The organism is Candidatus Atelocyanobacterium thalassa isolate ALOHA, assembly GCF_000025125.1.
Taxonomy (GTDB): Bacteria; Cyanobacteriota; Cyanobacteriia; order Cyanobacteriales; family Microcystaceae; genus Atelocyanobacterium; species Atelocyanobacterium thalassae.
The window spans coordinates 455,652-478,669 of the sequence record NC_013771.1; the positions used below are offsets into that span (position 1 = coordinate 455,652).

15 protein-coding genes, 1 tRNA gene and 1 pseudogene are annotated in these 23,018 nt (G+C 31.6%); 4 read left to right on the plus strand and 13 right to left on the minus strand.

The window, feature by feature from the left end; translation table 11 throughout:
* Positions 1–75 precede the first annotated feature (75 nt).
* From pstB (UCYN_RS01925) to pstS, 5 genes and pseudogenes are all read right to left on the minus strand, one after another.
* On the minus strand, positions 76–870 hold the full coding sequence (gene pstB, locus UCYN_RS01925; protein ID WP_012953813.1) for a phosphate ABC transporter ATP-binding protein PstB: 795 nt from the start codon (positions 868–870) through the stop codon (positions 76–78).
* 48 nt (positions 871–918) lie between these two features.
* Positions 919–1,731, minus strand: a complete 813-nt coding sequence (gene pstB / locus UCYN_RS01930; protein WP_012953814.1) for a phosphate ABC transporter ATP-binding protein PstB — start codon at positions 1,729–1,731, stop codon at positions 919–921.
* A 55-nt stretch (positions 1,732–1,786) separates the two neighbouring features.
* Positions 1,787–2,668, minus strand: a complete 882-nt coding sequence (gene pstA / locus UCYN_RS01935; RefSeq protein WP_012953815.1) for a phosphate ABC transporter permease PstA — start codon at positions 2,666–2,668, stop codon at positions 1,787–1,789.
* 291 nt (positions 2,669–2,959) lie between these two features.
* On the minus strand, positions 2,960–3,919 hold the full coding sequence (pstC, locus tag UCYN_RS01940) for a phosphate ABC transporter permease subunit PstC (protein WP_012953816.1): 960 nt from the start codon (positions 3,917–3,919) through the stop codon (positions 2,960–2,962).
* A 147-nt stretch (positions 3,920–4,066) separates the two neighbouring features.
* Positions 4,067–5,225: pseudogene (gene pstS / locus UCYN_RS01945) on the minus strand (phosphate ABC transporter substrate-binding protein PstS).
* A 714-nt stretch (positions 5,226–5,939) separates the two neighbouring features.
* Between pstS and pgeF the strand changes: the two are divergent.
* From pgeF to fusA, 3 genes are all read left to right on the plus strand, one after another.
* Entirely contained in the window at positions 5,940–6,719 is a 780-nt protein-coding gene (gene pgeF / locus UCYN_RS01950; RefSeq protein ID WP_012953820.1) for a peptidoglycan editing factor PgeF, read from the plus strand.
* A 551-nt stretch (positions 6,720–7,270) separates the two neighbouring features.
* A complete protein-coding gene (locus UCYN_RS01955) occupies positions 7,271–8,962 on the plus strand; it encodes an ABC transporter permease (protein WP_012953821.1) in 1,692 nt (563 codons plus the stop codon).
* 493 nt (positions 8,963–9,455) lie between these two features.
* The gene (fusA, locus tag UCYN_RS01960) at positions 9,456–11,543 is read left to right on the plus strand and encodes an elongation factor G (RefSeq protein WP_012953822.1); all 2,088 of its coding nucleotides are present in this window, start codon (positions 9,456–9,458) and stop codon (positions 11,541–11,543) included.
* Between the two features lie 138 nt (positions 11,544–11,681).
* Here fusA and UCYN_RS01965 read toward each other — a convergent pair whose 3' ends face one another.
* From UCYN_RS01965 to UCYN_RS01985, 5 genes are all read right to left on the minus strand, one after another.
* Positions 11,682–12,677, minus strand: coding sequence for a SpoIID/LytB domain-containing protein (locus tag UCYN_RS01965; RefSeq protein ID WP_167884949.1), 996 nt, complete (start codon positions 12,675–12,677; stop codon positions 11,682–11,684).
* Between the two features lie 306 nt (positions 12,678–12,983).
* A complete protein-coding gene (locus tag UCYN_RS01970; protein ID WP_012953824.1) occupies positions 12,984–15,296 on the minus strand; it encodes a ribonucleoside-diphosphate reductase subunit alpha in 2,313 nt (770 codons plus the stop codon).
* Between the two features lie 1,102 nt (positions 15,297–16,398).
* Positions 16,399–17,160: a Ycf66 family protein gene (locus UCYN_RS01975; RefSeq protein ID WP_012953825.1), complete on the minus strand. Its 762-nt coding sequence runs from the start codon at positions 17,158–17,160 to the stop codon at positions 16,399–16,401.
* Between the two features lie 312 nt (positions 17,161–17,472).
* Positions 17,473–18,924, minus strand: coding sequence for a dihydrolipoyl dehydrogenase (gene lpdA, locus UCYN_RS01980; RefSeq protein WP_012953826.1), 1,452 nt, complete (start codon positions 18,922–18,924; stop codon positions 17,473–17,475).
* A 402-nt stretch (positions 18,925–19,326) separates the two neighbouring features.
* Positions 19,327–19,399 (minus strand) — tRNA-Arg (locus tag UCYN_RS01985).
* 230 nt (positions 19,400–19,629) lie between these two features.
* Here UCYN_RS01985 and UCYN_RS01990 point away from each other — a divergent pair.
* Positions 19,630–20,601, plus strand: coding sequence for a ribose-phosphate pyrophosphokinase (locus tag UCYN_RS01990; protein WP_071813723.1), 972 nt, complete (start codon positions 19,630–19,632; stop codon positions 20,599–20,601).
* Positions 20,602–20,814: 213 nt separating this feature from the next.
* On the opposite strand, the gene UCYN_RS01995 is transcribed toward UCYN_RS01990, so the two are convergent.
* Genes UCYN_RS01995 through UCYN_RS02005 form a run of 3 tightly spaced genes read right to left on the minus strand, consistent with a single transcriptional unit; the run spans position 20,815 to position 22,365 of the window.
* Complete coding sequence (locus UCYN_RS01995) at positions 20,815–21,066, minus strand: hypothetical protein (protein WP_012953829.1); 252 nt, start codon at positions 21,064–21,066, stop codon at positions 20,815–20,817.
* An 11-nt stretch (positions 21,067–21,077) separates the two neighbouring features.
* Complete coding sequence (locus tag UCYN_RS02000; protein WP_012953830.1) at positions 21,078–21,347, minus strand: asr0689 family protein; 270 nt, start codon at positions 21,345–21,347, stop codon at positions 21,078–21,080.
* Positions 21,348–21,393: 46 nt separating this feature from the next.
* Positions 21,394–22,365 carry a hypothetical protein gene (locus UCYN_RS02005; RefSeq protein WP_012953831.1) on the minus strand — a complete coding sequence of 324 codons (972 nt, stop codon included), beginning with the start codon at positions 22,363–22,365 and terminating at the stop codon, positions 21,394–21,396.
* Positions 22,366–23,018: the final 653 nt, after the last annotated feature.

Consider the following 23,018-nt stretch of genomic DNA (forward strand, 5'->3'; position numbering starts at 1 on the left):
CATAAAAGTGATATATAGATTGATCTTAATAATCTTTTCAACTATTGCTTATCTCATATTAATAATGCATTTATTTTATCCAAATTTTCCATTGATGTAATGCTTAGTTGATTCCATCGTAGGGTCATTGAAAATAATTTCAGTTTTATTATACTCAATTAATTGACCTGTTCTTTTTCCTTTATCTATTATTGCTAGATTATAAAATGCTGTAAGGTCAGATATCCTTGAAGCCTGATACATGTTATGGGTAACAATAACAATAGTATGCTCCTTTTTCAAGTTATTAATTAATTCTTCTATTTTCAAGGTCGAGATAGGGTCTAAAGCCGCACACGGTTCGTCCATCAAAATAACATCAGGTTTTATAGCTATAACACGTGCTATACATAGTCTTTGTTGTTGACCTCCCGACAAGATTAATCCGCTTCTATGCAATTTATCTTTAGTTTCATCCCAAACAGCTGCTTTTTTAAGAGAAGTCTCTACGAGCTCATCCATATTACCTTTGAATCCATTGACTCTTGCACCAAAAGCAATGTTTTCATAGATAGATTTTGGGAAAGGATTAGGCCTTTGAAATACCATTCCAATGCTAGAGCGTAAGTCTACAGGATCAAGTTTTTTAGAGTAAATATCTTTACCATAATATGTTATCTTACCAGATACTCTAGCATTAGGGATTAAATCATTCATACGGTTAAAGCATCGCAATACAGTACTTTTACCACATCCGGAAGGACCAATAAAGGCTACCACTTTACCTTTAGGAATGACTAAGTCAACTCCCCTAACCACTAGATTAGAGCCATAGAAGACATTAAGATTTTCTGCTTTTAAAATAGGTTCTATTTTAATACTATTTTTCATATTTATATCTTGAACTTTATCTAGTCAATAACAATAAGTTAGTTAAAATTAACCAAAATGTCCGCTTATATAATTTTGAGTATCTAACTTAGTTGGACATTCAAAAATTACTTTTGTATTATTATATTCTGCCAAAAAACCGACTTTTTTCCCTTCTTTAGTAGTTTCTGCATTAAAAAATGCTGTATAGTCGGCTACTCTTCTCGCTTGTTGCATATTGTGAGTTACTAAAATTACAGTATAGTTCTGTTTTAATTCATTTATTAGCTCTTCTATTTTTAAAACTGATATTGGATCAAGAGCTGAACAAGGTTCATCCATAAGAATAACTTCAGGTTTTGCTGCAATTGTACGAGCTATGCATAATCTTTGCTGTTGACCCCCTGATAAGGAAAAGCCACTTTCTCCCAACTTGTCTTTGACTTCATCCCAAAGAACTACTTTTTTTAATGAAGTTTCTACTAATTCATCTAAATCTCCCTTAAAATTATTAATTCTAGCTCCATAAGCTACATTGTCATAAATAGTTTTTGGAAAAGGATTAGGCTTTTGAAATACTATACCAATACGCTTTCTTACTTCAATAGGATCAATATTAGAAGCATATAAATCTTGTTTATAATATATAATTTTGCCTTTGAGATGAAAAGAATCAATTAAATCATTAAGTCTATTTAAACATCTCAACATTGTACTTTTCCCACATCCAGAAGGGCCAATTAGAGCAGTGACTTTATTCTTAGGAATTGTGAAAGTAACATCACGGATAGCTTTATGTTTTCCATAATAGACATTAACAGAATCTAAAGTGAAAATTGTTTCTAGAATTTGTAAAGATTTAGAATCTTGTATATATTCCATCGTATTTTGGTCTTTAAACAACTAAATTTTCCTCATTACATTATGTTTATAAGAATTAATGAGTTTTTTCCCGAGTAGCTAAACGAGATGCAATACTTGTTATTAACACTAAGAAAACTAAAATCAAGGATGCGGACCAAGCAAGTTGTTTCTGAGGTTCAAACGGCACAACTGAGAAATTATAGATTAGTACCGAGAGAGTAGCGATTGGTTCTATAAGACCTTCTGGAGGATTGCTGGCCCAAAAATTTGAATAAAGTGCTGTAAAAAGTAAAGGGGCTGTTTCGCCTGCTGCGCGAGCAATTGCTAAAGTAATACCTGTTACTATAGTAGGAGCTGCTGCTGGTAAAATCACTCCTAGGACTGCTTGGTAATTGTATGCTCCAATTCCTAAAGCGGCCCATCGCAAATCTTGAGGGACAATTTGTAAAGCTTCATCAGTAGTTTTGGTAATAGTAGGCAGCATAAGTACAGAAAGGGCAGTTCCTCCAGCAATAGCAGAGAACCCTATGATTTTCGTTGCTATTAGTAATCCATATATGAATACTCCAATAAGTATAGAAGGAACTCCGCTTAAAACGCTAGCAGTAAATCTAACCCAGTAAGCAATTTTATTATTACCGCTAAATTCTGCAAGATAAATAGCTGCAAAAATTCCTATAGGAATTGCAATTAAAGAACCAATACCAACAGTTAATAAAGTACCAAGAATTGCATGAGCAATTCCTCCTTCCGAATATCCAGGAGGTGGTGATAGTTGAGTAAAAAGTGGATAATCAATTCTGCGTACGCCGCTATATCCTACAAAAAATAATACTGCGAATAAAGGAACAACAGTGCATAACATGCATAAAAAAGCGGTAGCAGTCCAAAAAACGTCAAATAATGAACGGGTAGTTATAAGCTTTTTTGTAATACTTAATTCTTGATCTTCCATAGTTAAATAATGTTTAGTAATAGTTCACAAACTTTTAAACAGAATAGGAAGTTTACAAATACACTGCAAAAGATGTCGTTTGAAAATTTTTTTTATAAAAAATGATAAATAACCTCATTTTCAAAGTTAGTTTAGGTTAAACAGTAGATTAACGTTGAAGAATATTTTTAGAAAAAGTATTCCACAAATCATTATCTCACAAATTATTAACTGACAAATGACTATAAGTTTGAATTCGTAAAAAATTCAAAGGTTTTTCTGTTATTTAGTCTTTGCTCTTTTAAGAGTTAATTATCTAATACGAGTTCTATCAATAATAAAGCCAGCAAATATATTTACAATAAATGTTAAAAACAATAATACTAAACCTGCATACATTAATGCTGAAACTTGCATTCCTGAAGCTTCAGCGAACTGGCTGGCAATAAGAGAAGAAATAGTATTAGCAGGTTCTAGAACAGATACACTAATCTTGTTAACATTACCAATAATCATGGTAACAGCCATAGTTTCCCCCATTGCTCTACCTAAAGCTAACATAATACCTCCAGCAATGCCAGGAAAAGCAGCAGGTATAAGAACACGAAAAAGTGTTTGCCACCGAGTTGCTCCTAGACCTAAAGAAGCTTGCTTTAAATCGACAGGAAGAGAGTCGAGGGATTCTCTGGCAATAGCAGTGATGATGGGTAATATCATAATAGCTAAAATAATACCTGAGGCAAGAAGCCCTGTACCACCTATCGGAGGTTTACTGAAAATTGGTACCCAATACAAAGTATTATATAGCCATTCAGAAAGGGGACGTACTAAAGGAGTTAAGATGAAGATACCCCAAAGACCATAGACAACACTAGGAATAGCAGCAAGTAATTCTACTAAAAAGATTAAAGGAACCCTGATTTGGGTAGGTATAAAATCTTTACTCAGAAAGATAGCTGTTCCAACCCCCAGAGGCGCAGCAAAGAATATACCTATAAAAGAACTGGCTATAGTCCCATAAACAACAGGTAATGCACCATAATTTTCACGTCCAATCACTGGATTCCAGGACATACTAAGAATAAAACCCAACCCATATTCTAAGATGGCTGGCCATGCACGCCAGATAATAACACCAAAAATGGCAACTAATATCAAGCTAATTCCGATAGCAAGTCCCAGAGTTAGTAGCCTAAACAACTTATCAATGGTTTTCTCGAAAGTAGCACGAGATCCTACTCCCGTTTGTCGTCTAGAAAATAGTCGGGTCACAATAAACCTAGTAATTTTTGCGCTTTAATAAACAACAATGAAAAAAGAAGAGATTAGAAGAGAATCTATAATTTCAATTTCACTGAAATTCAGAATTTTATGGTGAAAAATATTCATAAATCACGAAATAAAGCTTGAGCTTTCAGATTATTGTTTGGTTTGATCAAACTCAGTAAGATTAATATCATAATCAGGGCTAATAGTATCAGCTACCATTGCTACTTTCTTTCCTAACACTAAGAGGTAGGGTAATATAGCCTAGAGCTTTACTTTGATTCTGCCCTTCAGTTAAAGCGTACTCGATCATGGTCTCCATTGCAATTGCTTTTTTAGGGTCATCATAGCTCTCATAAGCTAAAATCCAAGTATAAGTAACAATAGGATAAGAGTCCTCTCCTTGAGGGTCTGTAATAAAAGCACGTAAATTGTCTGGTAAAGAAACTGCCTCAAGAGTTTTAGAGGCAGTTTCACTATTAGCCTCAATGTAATTGCCTGAAGCATTCTCTAATAAGGCAGTTGGTAATTGACTATTTTTAGCATAACCATATTCAATATAGCCAATAGCCCCTTTATTTTGCTGAATAAGAGCAGTCACCCCTGCATTCCTTTTCCCACCAATAAATTTCCCTGTTGTAATTGGCCATTCAACACTTCTACCTTGACCAATATCAGTTTCCCATTGCTGACTAATAGTACTGAGATGTTTGGTAAATACTCCTGTAGTACCACTACCATCAGAACGATGAACAACAGTTATAGGCAAATTAGGTAATTGTTGATTTGGATTTAATGAAGAAATTTTAGGATCATCCCAATAAGTTATCTTTCCACTAAAAATATCCACGTAAACTTCTCTCGATAATTTTAGTTCAGTAATACCAGGAACATTATAAGCAATTACGATACTACCAGCAGTTATAGGAAGCATATAAACGCCTTTATCTACTCTACTAATTTCTGCATCTTCCATTGCTACATCGCTTGCCCCAAAGTCCACGATTCCCATAGTAAATTGTCTTACACCAGTCCCACTACCCATAGACTGATAATCAATTTGTAAGTTAGGTATAGATTGATGAATTTGTGCAAACCAATTTTGATATAAAGGTGCTGGGAATGAGCCTCCTGTTCCAATTAAAGAAACATTCTCTTCTATTGGAAATTTTGATGCTATGTCTATTTGAGGGTTAGATTCAATTGTTTTAACGTCAGAAGGATTACCTCCACAAGATTCTAGAGCCGCAACTAAAGTTATAATAGATAGTGAGGTTATTGTTTGTTTAATTGATTTTACAGTTTTAAACATAAGAAGTTAATTGATGGAATAATCTAAACAAATCTTAGGGCAGAATTGAACATCTATGAAAGATATTTTGTTAAGAAATTGAAAATAAAACAATATCGAGTAGGATATTGATAATCAATACATAAAGTAAGACCAAGGATTATCTTACTCGATTAAATAATGAATTTCAAAAAACTTGTTTTAATTAAAATAAGTTTTTTGACAGCAAGAGAAGCCTCTGCTTTTAATTTTTTTATAATTCTGTTAATTTTACATAATTATCTCAAGTTGTTCGAGGAGTATGAAAACTATTTTCCTGAAATAAGAAAGAACTGCTTACGTTTTAATTCTGCAATTATTACTTAGGATAACTAGTTTAAGTAAATGATGCTTATATCATGTTGCTTTTCTGTAAAACTATTTTTTGAGACCTTTAATGTATCCAAAAACAACTAATATTTTTTCGAAAGAAAAAAGTATTATTAAAAAGTAGAATGACTAGCTTATCTTCTGGATTTTCCATAAGGTACTTATAAATTAAAAGTTGTACAATATCATTCAACCATACTATTACTTATATATGATAAATAAATAATAGTATAATAAAGAATATTTTGGATAATCTTTTCAAGTAAAATTTTGAAAAACCATAGGTTATAAGAATATAGTAAGAAAAATAAATATTTTTAATAAAATCTTACAGTATTTATTCATATATCTTGATTTTAGCTCTATATGATAACTAATAAATTAGCTACAAATTGGCAATGGAAAACATTAAATGGTTTGCCTTACTTAACTTGTAATTTTTTAAAGCAATGGAACCATGGCTTTCTCACCAGGTCTTTTCACCCTTTATCTCCTGAAAAAATAGGGAGGTTCTTTCACTCAGATGTAACTAATTACCAATTAAAACAAGTACATAGTAATCTTATATTGTCATCTAATGAGATTGACAAATTTTCTTTAAAAAATAGTGCACTTTTAGGAGATGGAATAATTTCGAATAAGAAAAAACAAGCTCTTTGGGTAGCCAGTGCGGATTGTGTTCCTATTCTCATAGGCGATTGTAAAACAGGTTATGTTGCTGCAATTCATGCTGGATGGAAAGGAACTGCACAACGTATCGTTCCAGAGGCAATTATTCGATTGCAAGATTGGGGAAGTTCTCTAGAAAATCTATATATCGCAATTGGACCAGCAATTAATGGACGGCTATATCAAGTTTCCAGATCTGTTGCCACAAAGATATTGGTAAGTTTGGATAATAAGTCTAATTTAGGTAAAAAACTGAAACCTTTGAATAATATTCCTATTTCTTTTAATCAAAAGAGAGATAAAGTCTACATAAATATTGCTCAAATCAATCAAATTCAGTTAGAGCAACTAGGTGTTGATAAAGACAAGATATCTATTGCCCCTTATTGTACATATCAATCTTCTTCTAATTTCTTTTCCTATAGACGTACTGGCGCTAGGCAGGTTCAATGGTCACTAATTATCTCAGACAAATAAACTTTTTTAAAAAATATTTTATTTTATTTACTAATTACTACAGAATAGCATTGCTATCTTAAATTTTATAGAAAATATCGTATTGAATGTTAAATTAACGACAAGAAATTATTTTTAGAATTTTTTATCTACGAAGATAATTTTGAGTTGCGTAATTATATTTTGTAATATTAGCAATAGATTACAAATTATTTTTTAATTTAATTTTATAAAAAATAGGTTTTACAATTCATATATTTAGATCAGTAACTAGTACTAAATAAATTTTTAGCTTTATTCTAATGAGCTATTTAAAGACTTATAAGATATGATTGACAGTATTTAGAGTGATTAAAGTTTTCTATATTTTCAGTATCTAAATTATTTTAGCCCTTATAAATGTTGACAAATATTCATTTCAGGTAGCTTCTAGCTAATTATTTAATAATAAATAAAATATAGAAAAATTGTTGAAATATTATTAATGCTTAAAAAGTCTTATTTATAAAAATCTTGAATGACTATCCACCTTTTAATTATACTTAGTTATTGGGGTATTTAAAGAAGAATTTATGACCGAATCAACCTCTCCCTCGAATCTTACTAATACTTTAATTGGACGCCTTCCTTCAAAAGGATGGATAGTAGTAGTTATTACAATTGCTGCTCTAATCTCGACTCCTATACTATTTGTATTCAGTAGTGTTTTTACTGATGCAGGAGATATTTGGCAACATTTAGCTGATACAGTTTTGACTGACTACATACTAAATTCTTTATGTTTAATGCTAGGCGTAGGAATTGGGGTATTAGTTATTGGGGTCACAACTGCATGGCTTGTTAGTCTCTGTCAATTTTCGGGGTGTGACTGGTTTGAATGGCTTTTACTAATGCCTTTATCTGCTCCAGCTTATCTTCTGGCATATACTTACACAGATATGCTGGATTATTATGGTCCTGTACAAATAGCTCTTAGGAATTGGTTTGGATGGCAAGACTTTAATGATTACTGGTTCCCAAATATTCGTTCATTATGGGGAGCAGTTATTATGTTGATTTTAGTACTTTATCCTTATGTTTATCTATTAGCAAGAACTGCTTTTTTAGAACAGTCTATTTGTACACTGGAAGCTAGTCGTTCTTTGGGTTGTAGTCCATGGAAAAGTTTTTCAAAAGTTACTCTTCCTTTAGCTCGTCCCGCCATAATAGCAGGATTAGCTTTAGCTTTAATGGAAACATTAAATGATTTTGGTACTGTTCAATATTTTGGAATTAATACCTTTACTACAGGCATCTTTAGTATCTGGTTTGATTTTGGAGAGAGACAAGCAGCTGGGCAATTGGCTGCTTGTTTGATGTTATTTATTTTTTGCTTAATTATTTTAGAATTATGGTCTCGCCGAAAAATACGTTATTACCAAAATAGCAGTGCCCGTATAAGATTACCTCGCTATCAATTAAAATCATGGCGGGGGTTAATTGCTTGGTTAATTTGTTTCTTACCTTTTTTAGGGGGATTTTTAATACCTGCTATTTATTTAACTAAATTAGTTGTTGCTAATTTCACTACTGCCTTTGCTAACAATTTTTGGAATTTAGCCAGCCATAGCTTAACTGTTGCTTTTATAAGCTCAATTCTTTCTGCTACCTTAGCTTTAATCATGGCTTATGGGCAACGTTCAGAAAATAATTTTCTTGTTAACATATCTATTAAAGTCGCTGCTCTTGGATATGCGATTCCAGGATCGGTTATTGCAGTAGGAATATTAATTCCTTTAGGACGTTTAGATAATATTATTACTAACTTTATTGGACAGATTTTCGAGATCAAAATTGGGTTGTTAATTAGTGGCACAATAATAGCTCTAATTTATTCTTATCTAGTAAGGTTTCTAGCCGTTGCCTTTGGGTCAGTTGATTCAAGTTTGGGGAAAATAAAGCCTAGTCTAGATGACGCTGCTAGAAGTTTAGGATCTACACCTAGAAATATTCTAATTAAAATTCATACACCTTTAATGACTGGTGGAATACTTACAGCAATCATGTTAGTTTTTGTAGATGTAATGAAAGAACTTCCTGCTACACTAGTTATTCGTCCTTTTAACTTTGATACCTTAGCAATTAGAGTTTATCAATATGCTTCAGACGAAAGGTTGTCAGAAGCTGCTGCGCCAGCTTTAGCTATTGTTTTAGTTGGCTTAATTCCTGTTATTTTTCTTAGTTGGCAGATTACTAGAGCAAGACGTCATCAAGACTCTTTTTAGAATTCTTAATTATGAAAAAATAATTAAAGTTAAAGAAAGATGTTCTATTTTTAATGAAAGTATTGAGATATGTTCAATAACTCAAGCTTTATAGGATAAGTTAAATAAATTTTTCATTATTTAAATTATCCTATAACTTACAGGCAAAGTATCTTAGCCATAAGTTAATGTAATTATTAATTTATGTCATAATGTAGGGCTTCTACTGTTATTAGAAGAAATAAATCTAAACGATTAATATTATTTTCTTAAGATGCTGTGTTCTCTCTAATTTAATTCGTCAAAGTAATCTACAATTAACTACGATCACCATAAAAAACACAGAGCAAATCATCTAGACTTCTCTAAAGCCTACAGAAAAGCTACTCAAAATTTATATTGCGAGAAGTTGGTTTTAGTATGTACTAGTTATAAAGGCAACACTTATGTTCCCTCTGAGTAATTACTTAATGGTAGAAATTACCTACTATCAAATCTAAAACTAGAAATAAATATGACAAAAGACCTGAATTATTATCGTAACATTGGCATCTTTGCTCATGTAGATGCTGGAAAAACTACTACTACTGAACGAATCTTAAAACTAACAGGTAAGATACATAAAATTGGTGAGGTACACGAAGGAGCTGCAACTACCGATTTTATGGAACAAGAGCAAGAAAGAGGTATCACCATACAATCTGCAGCAACTAGTTGCTTTTGGAGGGATCATCAGTTAAATATTATAGATACCCCTGGGCACGTTGATTTCACAATTGAGGTTTACCGCTCTTTAAAAGTTTTAGATGGTGGAATTGGAGTTTTTTGCGGTTCAGGAGGTGTAGAACCTCAGTCTGAAACAAATTGGCGCTATGCTAATGACTCTAAAGTTGCTCGCATTATTTATATTAATAAACTTGATAGGACTGGTGCTGATTTTTTCAGAGTTACTCAACAAGTTGATGAAATATTAGCTGCTAAGCCTCTTGTAATGGTATTACCTATCGGAATAGAAAATGATTTTTGTGGTGTCGTAGACTTACTCACTGAAAAAGCATGGATCTGGGATAATTCTGGAGATCCGATGAAGTATACCGTAGAAGATGTTCCTGAAGACATGAAAGAACAGGTAGCAGAATATAGAGAAATGCTCATTGAAACTGCTATAGAACAAGATGATACTTTAATGGAAAAGTATCTTGAGGGGGAAGAGTTAACTATTGATGAAATTAAGTTTTGTATTCGAAAAGGTACTCGTGATCTTGCCTTTTTCCCTACTTATTGTGGCTCCTCTTTCAAAAATAAAGGAGTACAGCTAGTGCTTGATGCTGTAATCGATTATCTTCCTAATCCTATGGAGGTAAAACCACAGCCAGAAGTAGATTTAGAAGGAAAAGAAACAGGAAATTATGCTATTGTAGATGTTGAAAAACCCTTAAGAGCGTTAGCTTTCAAAATCATGGATGATCGTTTTGGAGCGCTAACATTCACACGTATTTATTCAGGAAAAATCGCTAAGGGTGATACTGTACTAAATACAGCAACAGGAAAAACAGAAAGAATTAGTCGCTTAGTAGAAATGCATGCTGACTCTCGAGAAGAAGTAGAGTCAGCACAAGCAGGAGATATTATAGCCATTGTAGGTATGAAAAATGTCCAAACAGGTCATACTTTATGTGACCCCAAACTACCTGCAACATTAGAGCCTATGGTTTTCCCAGATCCCGTGATATCTGTTGCTATTTCACCTAAGAAAAAAGGTGAAAATGAAAAAATGGCTTTAGCCATAAGTAAGATGGTTCAGGAAGATCCATCTTTTTATATGGAAACAGATAAAGAAAGTGGTGAAACAATTATCAAGGGAATGGGAGAGCTGCATTTGGATATAAAAGTTGATATCCTTAAGCGTACTCATGGAATTGAAGTAGAAGTTGGTAAGCCACAAGTAGCTTATCGTGAGTCTATTACCAAAGTTGTTAAAGATACTTATGTTCACAAGAAACAATCTGGTGGTTCTGGTCAATTTGCGAAAATTGATTACAGTATCGAACCAGGAGAACCTGGTAGTGGCTTTCAGTTTACTTCAAAAGTTACAGGAGGCAATGTTCCAAGAGAATTTTGGCCTGCAGTTCAAAAAGGTTTTGAATCCAGTGTAAAAAAAGGTGTTTTAGCTGGTTATCCTTGTGTAGATTTAACAGTAAATCTTACAGACGGATCATTTCACCCAGTTGATTCTTCAGCTATAGCTTTTGAGATTGCAGCTAGAGCTGCTTATCGTCAAACAGTTCCTAAGGCTGGACCTCAATTATTAGAGCCTATTATGAATGTAGATGTTTTTACTCCTGAAGATTATATGGGAGATGTCATAGGAGATATTAATCGCCGTCGTGGTATGATAAAGTCTCAAAATTCAACACCTATGGGAGCACGAATCAAAGCAGATATTCCTTTAAGTGAGATGTTTGGCTATATAGGTGATTTGCGTACAATGACTTCTGGACGTGGTCAGTTTTCTATGGAATTTGGTCATTATGCTCCAGCTCCAAGTAATATAGCAGAAGAAGTCATCAAAGAAGTAAAAGAGCGTCAAGCCTCTTCTTAGTTTACAAAATTTACTTGATACTAATATATTTTTTATTTAAAAAATATTACCTATTAGTATTTCAAAATAAATGATTTTCTTGTATTTTTATAAATATAGGAAAATCATTTATTAATAATAGATTATTTAACTAACTTACTATTTCAAAAGGGTTAAATTAGAATTTTGATAGTAATGACTTAAAATTCGATAATAGGGGACATTCTGTTTTGCTAAATAAAAACTTCCCCATTGACTCATTCCAATACCATGTCCAAATCCTCTTCCTTTAATTGTAAAAGATTCTTTATCAACTGATATTTTAAATATCGTGCTTTTTAATTTAAGTATTTTACGTAATTCGACTCCTGAAATTATTTTTGATCCTTTATTACCTAGAACTTTTAAAGTTCGTATACGACCACTTGAAGTTACTTGTTCAGGAACTAACGAATAGATTGAGCCTAATCCGCTTATTAATTGGTTTATTTCTAATAAACTAAAAGTTTTACTCCATGAATATACAGGAGAAAGGTGGTCATAATCTGAAACTCCTTTCAAATAAGGTAAAGAAGAATTCCATACATTTTTAACACTCTCTGTATGACCACCAGAAGATGAATGAAATACTGATAAAATAAGTTTTCCATCATGAGTCAAAACTTCTCCAGAAGTTACTCTAACTGCATTATGAGTTGCCACAGACTCTGCTTCCATTCCTCTGTAAATTTGAGTTTTAGTAGTTGTATCTAAATCATAATATATATTATTTGAAGTAGATGTTTTAAAAAGAGCATAAGTACGTGCGACTACTGCTTGAGCTTTTAGGGCTTCTTTAGGCCAGGAAGGGTAAGATTCACCACCCACAACACTATAGAGATATTCATCCAAATCAACCAAGTTGATAACTATTATTGAGTTTCTTTCTTTAATAATTAATATTTTACCTCTATACCAGTGACCATCTATCCAAACTGCGCCTTTCTTTTGAGGCTCTATTAAAAAATAGTCTAACTTCCAATGCTTAAGGCTAATTTTGTTTTGATTAAATAACTTTATTTTAAATTTATTTAATGGAGTTAGATTACCTATTTGTTTTCCTTGGCTGTTTATAACATTTGCCGGAGAAGAACTACCTATATGTAAAGTCTTCACATTTTTTTTAATAGCAACACGAAGCTCTGTGTAGGCATATGTAGATGAACAAGAAAATAATATTATGTAAACTATTAAACTTCTAAAAAGCGTGATAATAAATGGATTTTTTAAGCTTATTATCATAAACCTTACTTTTTAAATCCTCATAAACATATGAAGACTATATTATAGTTAATCTCTTACAAAATTTTAAATATAAATAATAAAGTTAGGTTTCAAAGTTATTTTAAGAATAACTTTAAAGCCTAACTTCAATTTACTAATTAAAAATATGAATTTTCGATTTTCTGTGTATTGTATTAGCTAGTTTGCACAAGAAGTACAAGTGTTATCGAAATCCTTAAAATCATCTTTTTGAACAGTTCTAACATAATAAATAGCCTTACAACCATTTTTCCAAGCTGTTACAAACATTTTAAAAATATCTGTAGCTGATAAAGAACTTTCAGGTTCCTCCGGTAAATAAATCCCTTTATTTAAATTGAATAACAACTCCATAGATATTCCAGTATCTATCCATTCTTGTATTGCTGAAACTGCTTTAATGACTTTTTGTTGATCTAAAACTTTATTTTCATGGTAGAACCAAAAAGATTCCTTTATAAAAGGAGGAGCGATAGGTACTGTTCCTTTTGCCCATTTATCGTAGAAAAAACGACTATAGACAGGAAGAATACTTGCTGTACAGCCTTGTACTAGAGAAGAAGAAGTATTAGGAGCTATTGCTGTAATGTGAGAATTACGAATACCATAGGTTTTAATATTTTCTGACAATTCTACCCAACGCTCTTTTTGAGAAGCATTTTCTATAAACCAATCAACAGGCTTTGAACCAATTAACTTACCTTTACTCCAGTCACTTCCGGCAAATGCATTATACGCACCTCGTTCCTTAGACAACTCCATAGAAGTATGAGTACACCAATAGCCAACTTCTTCGAACAATTGGCTAATTGCGTTTATATCATCATAAGTTAAAAATCTCTTGGCTAACCAATCTGCCAAACCCATACATCCCACTCCAATAGTACGATACCTATCATTATGAGCTTTGGCATAACTAAACGGAGGGTTTGTAATATCTATAGTGTTATCTAAAATTCGAACTGCTAAACTTGAAAGATAACCAATTTCAGATTCTTCAATGTTTGCTAAGTTTAAACTAACTAAATTACAACAATGACTTTCTTTTCTAGGATCAACATTGGAAAAAGATTCTGTACATAAATTTACACTTGGAATATAGCCTACATGTTTATTAGGATTTGCTCGATTTATAGTATCTTTAAAAGCTAAATAAGGCATTCCTGTTTCTATTTGAGAACGCATTATATTTTTAAATAACTCACGAGCATTAATCTTCTTATAAAGAGTAATTTTATTTCCTAATTCAGATTCAATTAATGTATAAGCTCTTTCAAATTCTTCACCCCATAATTCTGCTAATTCGATACCAAGTTTTGTTCGAACTTCATAAGGATCAACTAGCGTCCATTCTTGCTTATTCTCAACTCGTCGCATGAATTCATCTGTTAAGACTAGCTGAGGAAAAACATCATATGCTTTGCGTCTCTGATCTCCATTTTCTGTTTGCATTTCTAGAAATTCTGGAATATCTAAATGCCAAATATCTACACTAATTGTAATAGCTCCAGCTCTTCTTCCTCCTTGGTTAACAGCTATTGCTGTATCATTTAGTAATTTAACCCAAGGAATAATACCTCCAGAAGCATTAGCTTTACCCATTACCCAGCTTCCTGTAGCTCTAATGCGGCTAACGTTGGCTCCAACTCCACCACCGTTTTTAGATATTCTAGCCGCGTTAGTTACCCCCTCACAAATACTTTCCAAGTCATCGTCAATAGCTATAATAAAACAACTAGTTAATGAACCTTCTGGAACTCTCAAGTTTGCTAAAATTGGAGTAGCTAAGGATATTTTACGAGTAGCAATAGCTTCATAGAAACGTTTAGCCCAAGGTAATCTATTTTGAGGAGCTTCAACTATTGCTAATAAAAGAGCACAAGTTAATAAAGCTTCTTGAGGAAGTTCATCTGGCAATAAGTAACGACTGCTGAGAAGCACCGCTCCAGCATAGTCATAATCTATATCCCAATCTGAATTAATCCAAGATCCTGCTTCTTTTAGTTCTTCTAAAGAATAAGTAAGCAAACGTTTGTCATATTGACGATTTTCTACTTTAGTTTGAACTGTAAATTCGTATTTATCATATTGATAACCACGACTCACTAAAATATTTTTCCAAAGGCTCCAGATATGGAGCCTGCCAGCGACATAACGCCAATCAGGCTCTTGAGGACTACACATCTCCAAAGTGCAATTGATTAGGTTATTTTGAATATCTTTTGTAGTAATACCATCACGTAAACGAGTAGTTAATCCCGCTTCTAAAGCAATACTATTTACATCCTTTCCAGAACATGCCCAACTAACAACGGCACGTATTTTTCCGATATCGAGAGCAGCCCAAGATCCATCTCGTCGTTCTACCTTAATTTTACTTGCTCCCAAGTTTGAATAGTGATTAAGGTGAGATGTGTTCGTGTCTCCTGGATTATTATTTTGCTGAGAGAAATTTGAGACAGTAGATTGCATCATTTAAACTAAATAAATTATGACTAAGAAAAAACTAATAAATTGTGTACTTGAATTTTATTACCTTTGTATCAGCTTGAGGAGGATACATTTATCGTTGTTACACCATAGATATGCTGTGATATATGGTATGTTTTTGCTAAGACTCTACAGAAAAAATATAAAAATATTTTTATCGAATAGATCGTTAGGAAAAAATATAAATTTATAAATGAAAATCCTGAGTTTAATCTATAGGATACCAAGGTTTAAAGTGTTCATTAAGAAAATTTAATATCTTATATACCTTTTAAGTATTATCCATATCAATACGAAAAATATACAACATACAATTAATTGATTACATAAATAACTAAATAATCTTAAGTAAAAGATAATAAAAATTTACCTTGAAATTTCTGTATACTTCTAGGCTCAATTTTTCACAAATTCACATTTTATTGATACTTAATTACTAAAAAAGAAAACCTTAAGTTAATCGAATAAATGTAAAGTTAAATTACGTTGTCAAGTTTACATCATTTTACGTCATTAATTATCTAAATATATTTTTACAGAATTATTCCATAGGTAAAGTATCATAACATCCTATTGTCTGTTATTTCAGTATATTTAGAATATTTTTTATTATCTAGCCATCAATAGTTAAATTATAATTTATAGCTTAATATATTACTTTTTTATAAATAAAATATATTTATATTTTATTTATAAAATTCAAATACTATTAACTTAAGTTTCTTCGTTAAAGATAGTGATTTCCTAATTAAAAATATTATCTTTTATGATATGTTTTTTGATTATTTAAGCATCAAAAAGATGTTGCTTAAATAATTAAAAAAATTAATAACGTGTATATTTATTTTTTGTTTTAAATATAAATTTTTCACAACTTATTAATTTAGTTTTTTAAGTCAACGAATAATTAAAAATTAATATAATTATTGTAACTACATTAATTTTTCACGAGTTTATGTGTAGCGATTCTAATCTATTTCTTATAAATAGTTATAGTTTGCTACATAGTCTATGTATTAAACCTTTTTAGTTATTCAATTAAGATTAGTTAAATTATTTCAGTAAATAAAAACATATAAAATTTTTATTTATTAAGATTATCAATGTCTCTTATATTATTGTCTTCTGCTTTATATTCTAATTCTGATTTTTCAAGAGGTTGGTAATCAACATAATCAATATGATTATAATTATTCGTCTCAGAACTAAAACTTTTATTTCTATTCTTTTTATTTAAGCGTGATCTGCTTTTTCTAGAAGTACGAGATAAGTCAGAATTGTTTGCCCACACATCATTCACATTTTCCCAGACACCATAGTCATTATCAGAGTTACGGTTGGAGTTAATTTTTGTTCTGGAAGACGGACGATTACTTCTAGAACGACGGATTCTTTCTTTACTGTTTAATCGACGATTGTCCTGTAAATCGCTAGTGCCTTTTAAACGAGGATTATTGCGATAATCCTGCGATTTATTTTCATAAGAGTCTAAATTATCAAGCTCAGCTTCAGTATATACTCTAGTTTTGCTAACTCTACGCCCATTATCAATAAACGAAGAACTACGTCTAGCTTGTTCTGTAGTAGCTCCTCTTAAACGAATACTTTCTGCAGCGAAGAATATGGCCGATCCTGTTAATAAGAATTGTCCAAATTGTAAAATAGGATCTAATCTCCAACCTTGAAATAGTAAAATTAATCCGCATAATAGACCAACTGCAGCAAAAAAAATATCATGATCTCTTGATAGCTCTGGTCGCACAGAGCGCAAAAAATATAAACCCGCTCCGGCTATTGCTAAAAATATTCCCAGCACACTAGCTGAATTTAGTCCAAAATTAACCATTACTAATCTCCATTTTCTATTTTAATAATAACGAATTTTTGCTAATCATCTCTATACTCTTATACTAAATAATTAATATAGTGGATATTACCGATAATTCAGAGAAAAATTAATAAAAGATTGTTTGTTTTTTCATCAGTATAAGAAGAAGAATAAGTAAGTAGAAACCTGATTGTTTTTATTTACCTTAGTTATCATAAATCAGTTAAAGTTTACATAAATAATTACTACCAATTTGGACTTCAAATATATTTATAAATAGTATCAGTTTTACTCGTCAAAATTTTAAAGCAGACATTTCCATTGAAAATCTCAATTCTTTTCAGTTTTATTTAATGTTACTAAAGCCTTTTTGTAAGCATCATCTAAAACTTCGGAAAGAGTTGGATGAGTATGTATATTGAGTGCTAAGTTATATATGGTTTGATGTTGACCAATCGAGTTAGCGGCTTCTTGAATTAAGTCAGAAGCATGAGAGCCAATGATATGTACCCCTAGTAGCTCTCCGCTATCTTTCCTAAAAATAATCTTAACAAAGCCATCGGCATCTCCTTCTGCGAGTGCTTTAGAATTTCCCTTAAAATATGCTTTGACTGAGGAAAATTCAAAATTTTCTAACTTACTTAATTCTTTTGCTGCAGATTCTGTAAGTCCTACATAGCTAATTTCGGGATGAGTAAAAGTTGCCGCTGGTATACTTCGATAATCTATTTCTATATTACGTCCACATATGTTTTCAACAGCAATAACTCCTTGTCCAGATGCCACATGAGCTAGCATCATTTTCCCAGTAGCATCTCCTATTGACCATATATGAGGAACAACTTGACCATTACTTATCACTTGCATCTTATCGTTAATAGGAATAAATCCTTTTTGTAGTTCAATACCAAGATTATTTAATCCAAGATTACTAGTTTCAGGAATACGACCTGTAGCGACTAAGCAGGCATCAACTTCTAAAACATCTACTAATTGTTTAGTTTTAACATTCGTTAGTTCAATAACAACAGGTTTACCTGGAATTACTTTACTTGCAAAGACACCAGAATAAGTCTCAATATCACGAGATTCAATTAGTTTGCGCTGAGCAAACTTGGAGATTTCAGAATCAAAGCCAGGAATTAAATTATCTAATGCCTCTACTATAGTTACTTCACAACCTAATGCAGTATAAATGTCAGAAAATTCTAGTCCAATATAACCACTACCAATAATAGCAATCCATTTAGGCAATTCTTTGAGCTTCACTGCTTCATCACTTGTGAAAACAGTATCATTATCAATTTTTATTCCAGGGGGAACAAAAGGACTTGAACCAGGAGATAATATAATATTTTCTGCGGTAATTTTTTGTTCTCCATTATCGGTTAAAACATTAATTGTTTGGTTGTTAATAACTTTTCCCTGGCCATATATGACTTCTACTTTTAAATGCTTCAAACTATTTGTTAGATCTTGACGAATTTTATTTACTAAATTTATTGCATGATTAGAAATTTTTTCTTTATCAAATTTTAATTCGCCAACTTTAATTCCTAATTCTTCAAGATGGTTCGAATTTTGTAATTCTCTTACTTTTTTTGCTGCTGCCAATAAAGCTTTCGAAGGAATACATCCACGGTTAACACATGTTCCACCCATATCTCTCATTTCTATTAAAGCAGTTTTTAAACCACATTTAACTGCATGCACAGCAGCTCCATGACCTCCTACTCCTCCTCCAATAATAACTAGATCGTAATCAAATTCTTTTTTATTCATATTTTTCTCTATTACATTGCGATCATTTTATTTTACTTAAAAATATATACTCTGATAAAAATCTTTTTTTAAAAAAGATTTTTATCAAGGCTCTAATATTTATTACCATTCATTTAATCTATACTCATATCAATATTGGTTTTATATGATTCAAAAAATATAGTGTTATTTTTTAGAGTAATCAATTAAGATGTAAAAATTAAAATAATTTGGTTATTTGACAAAAAATCTTGGGAAATAATACCTTTTACTGTTTTTAAAAATTGTTTACATAACTCTTTATTTATTTACATAGCTATATATAGAATTTAATTACTAATATTACATAGATTTAATGAATAGATTATTAGTGTTAATTATTTTACATTGACAATAACTCTAAACCTTAAAGACGTAATTTAACGAATACGGAGGGACTCGAACCCCCGACACCCAGGACCGGAACCTGGTGCTCTATCCACTGAGCTACGTATCCAGACACATTATATTAACATAGTTTATTTAACTAATGTTAAATATTATAAACGTATTGAAAGATATATTGTAAAGTCCTAAATTTATATGTAATTTTGTATTTTTAATATTGATTTCGATATGATTCAAATAGTAATAAATCTGATCAGATATTTAAAAAACTGAGATGATAAAAGTTTGCTACGAATTAAGGATTAAAACTCTCCTGTGAGCCATGCTTCACCAATATTAATGCCACATTTTACAGTGTCGTCGTCATCAGATAATAATCGTCTAAGACTTTTTTGTGGATCGTCCAACATTGCTCTAGCCCAAGAAATTGCCAGTTATCTGGGAATGGACATTGGACCGATGGTTCGTAAACGATTCGCCGATGGTGAATTATACATCCAAATTCAAGAATCAATTCGAGGATGTGATGTTTATTTAATACAGCCTTGTTGTAACCCTGTTAATGATCATTTTATGGAGTTGCTGATTATGATTGATGCTTGTCGAAGAGCATCTGCACGTCAAATTACTGCTGTAATTCCTTATTATGGTTATGCCAGAGCCGATAGAAAAACGGCAGGACGTGAATCTATTACAGCAAAACTGGTAGCTAATTTAATAACAGAAGCTGGTGCCCATAGAGTTTTGTCTATGGATCTTCACTCTGCTCAGATACAGGGTTATTTTGATATACCTTTTGATCATATATATAGTACTCCTGTATTATTAGACTATTTTTCTACAAAAGATTTGTCTGATTTGGTAATTGTTTCTCCAGATGTTGGAGGAGTTGCTAGAGCTAGAGCGTTTGCTAAAAAACTTGATGATGCTCCATTGGCAATTATAGATAAGCGTCGTCAATCTCATAATGTAGCTGAGGTTATGAATATTATTGGTGACGTCAAAGATAAGACAGCTGTCTTAGTCGATGACATGATTGATACAGCTGGGACAATCACAAAGGGAGCAAATCTTCTTAAAGAAGAAGGGGCGAGAAGAGTTTATGCCTGTGCTACTCATGCTGTGTTTTCTGGTCCTGCAATTTCTCGACTTTCAAGTGGTGTTCTAGAAGAAGTAATCGTTACAAATACGATTCCAATTCCTGAAAAAAACTGTTTTAAACAACTTACTGTATTATCTGTAGCTAATCTGTTAGGAGAAGCTATTTGGCGTGTTCACGAAGATACATCTGTAAGTAGCATGTTTCGTTAGATAATATTTAACCTTGCAGGCATGATCATGAGCTATTTAGTTTTTATCAAGAAAGAAAAAACTGGACTATTTGATTGGTATTTTCAAAATTAGATATATTTAATATTTAATTTTACACAGGAAGTAATCATAGCTCTAAAGTATTATGTTTTAATAATTAAAGTTACATTCTGTAGCTAAGTTATATAATTTAACTACAGAATGTAACTTTAATCATTGCATTTTTATATCTTTAAGTAAAAATGGCATCATTATTCCTGTAAAAGCACTAGAGGCAATGAGAGCCATCGTAAAATTCAACCCTACTTCTTTTGAGCCAACTAATATTAATAAGCCTTCTAATCCAATTAGCATAAAGGATCCTAATAAAATACCAAAAACTACTTGTCTATAAACATGAAGAGGATCACGTAGTAACTTACCCTTGAAAAATAATTTTGCTGAATACCAAACTAAATTAAACATATTTTAAACTCCTAAATAAACTTAAGAATAATCAAGCCAATAATAGCAACGGGAACTCCTCCTGCTGGGCCTAATAAGCCTCCAAGAATACCTGCTAATTCATAGCCTAAATCTTTGCCGGCTAAAACGATGCCACCAATGGCACCTGAAACAGTTGAAAATAGAGCAGCGACAAATAACCAAAAAAGACCACTAATCAGAGTTATATCCCCATTTATCAAATCAAATAGGAAAGTTTTTATCACAAGGTTCACATTTAACTGCTCAACAAATAAGTTCATATAGAAAGTCCTCCCGAATATAGATTAGATTCTAGGTTTATTGCTTTTAGTAATTTAATAATTTTTTTTGGATATCTTGTAACATACTGTCCACAACACATGACTGCTTTACTTGTTTATGATGGGTAAAAATTGCATATGCTTCTTCACAATATTTTCGGCATCTTTCTAGGTTGTTGGTATTTCCCATTTCAGGATGCTCAATATTGTCTGGTAAGTTGAACAAAACATTAGCCTTATTGGCAATAGTATTAGCATACTCCAAAGGTGTATCACTAGCTGTTCTAACCTTTAAAGCTTCGTCATATGCTTTTAAAGCTTTTAAATTATTTTCTATGGGATGAGAAGTAGGTAAATACTGTAGTGTATTTGCTAGATTATTTTGCAACATAGCATATTCACTAGGATGATTAGTAATTGTGACCCATTTCAATGCTGACTGAAAAGACTGCACTACGACTCCATACCTTATTTTTTTTTTATTTGGCCCCAAAGGTAAAGATAAATAAGCAACTGCAATATTGTTTTGCAAAATAGCAAATTCTTGGGGATAATTTTCACCAGTAAATATTTTTGTCGCTTTATAATATATCTGTATAGCTTCTTGTATGGTAGCCTTATTGAATTCTACCAGGCCTTGTAAAACAATTCCCAAGTTCATTTGTGTTTCAGCAATCTCTAAAGAAGAAGCATACTTTTCTAAAATAGGTAAAGCTTCTTCATAAGAGTTTTTTGCTTCTAACAATAGATTTTCTTCTTGATCTGGAATAGAACGTAAAGCTGTCCCTATCCCAGAAAGGCATCTAGCCTTAAGTAAAGACTCATTATGAGTATTCAATTCCATACCTTTGCGATAAAGAAAAATAGAATCTTTTATTTGTTCAATTGTTTTTGCTTGTCCTTGTAATCTAGTTGCTATTTCTATCAGCATTTCGATTTTTTCTGATGTTGTAGCTACTTCAGATTCAATAGCCTTTAGGGCAGCTTTAACGTTAGCATCACTAAAAGTAAGTATCACAATATTAATAGTTAGTTACTTGAAAATTAACAAAAAGATGTACAGAAAGGTTGATTTCTATAAATAAACTTAAGCACGTTTTTCATACTTATTACTTCAAATATATTTGAAGATATATTATTATTGAATCAAAAATATTTTATTTGGTTAGAATTCCTTGATATTTTTTAATAAATTTATCTTTATTCATAGTAAAGATTTAGAATGCTTATTACTAGAAGCCATGCAGTTAGACATTAAAACTTAGATGCCTTAATACAATACACTTAAGTATTCATTCTCACCCGATAGAAGTACTATCGTTAAAGAATTGAATTTTCATCATCCTATCGAGGAATAGGGCTATTAGATATGGCTATAAGAATAAAAAGTTTTCTTAAAAGCTATAAAAATTCACACTTCATGAGAATAGAATATTAGTGCTTATGAAGAAAACTGACATGTGGCTATCTGGCTTACTCATAATGAGATTTATTTACTAATAAATATAAGATTCAAAAAATGTTTAATTAAAGAATTTTATATCATCTAAAAAAGTAAATATTAATCGAAGTTTTTTCTAATATATATAAATTAGAAAATAGCATATATTGCTACTAAGATTAAATTAACAAAGAATTACAAATATTGATATTACCTTGTTTTCAACTATC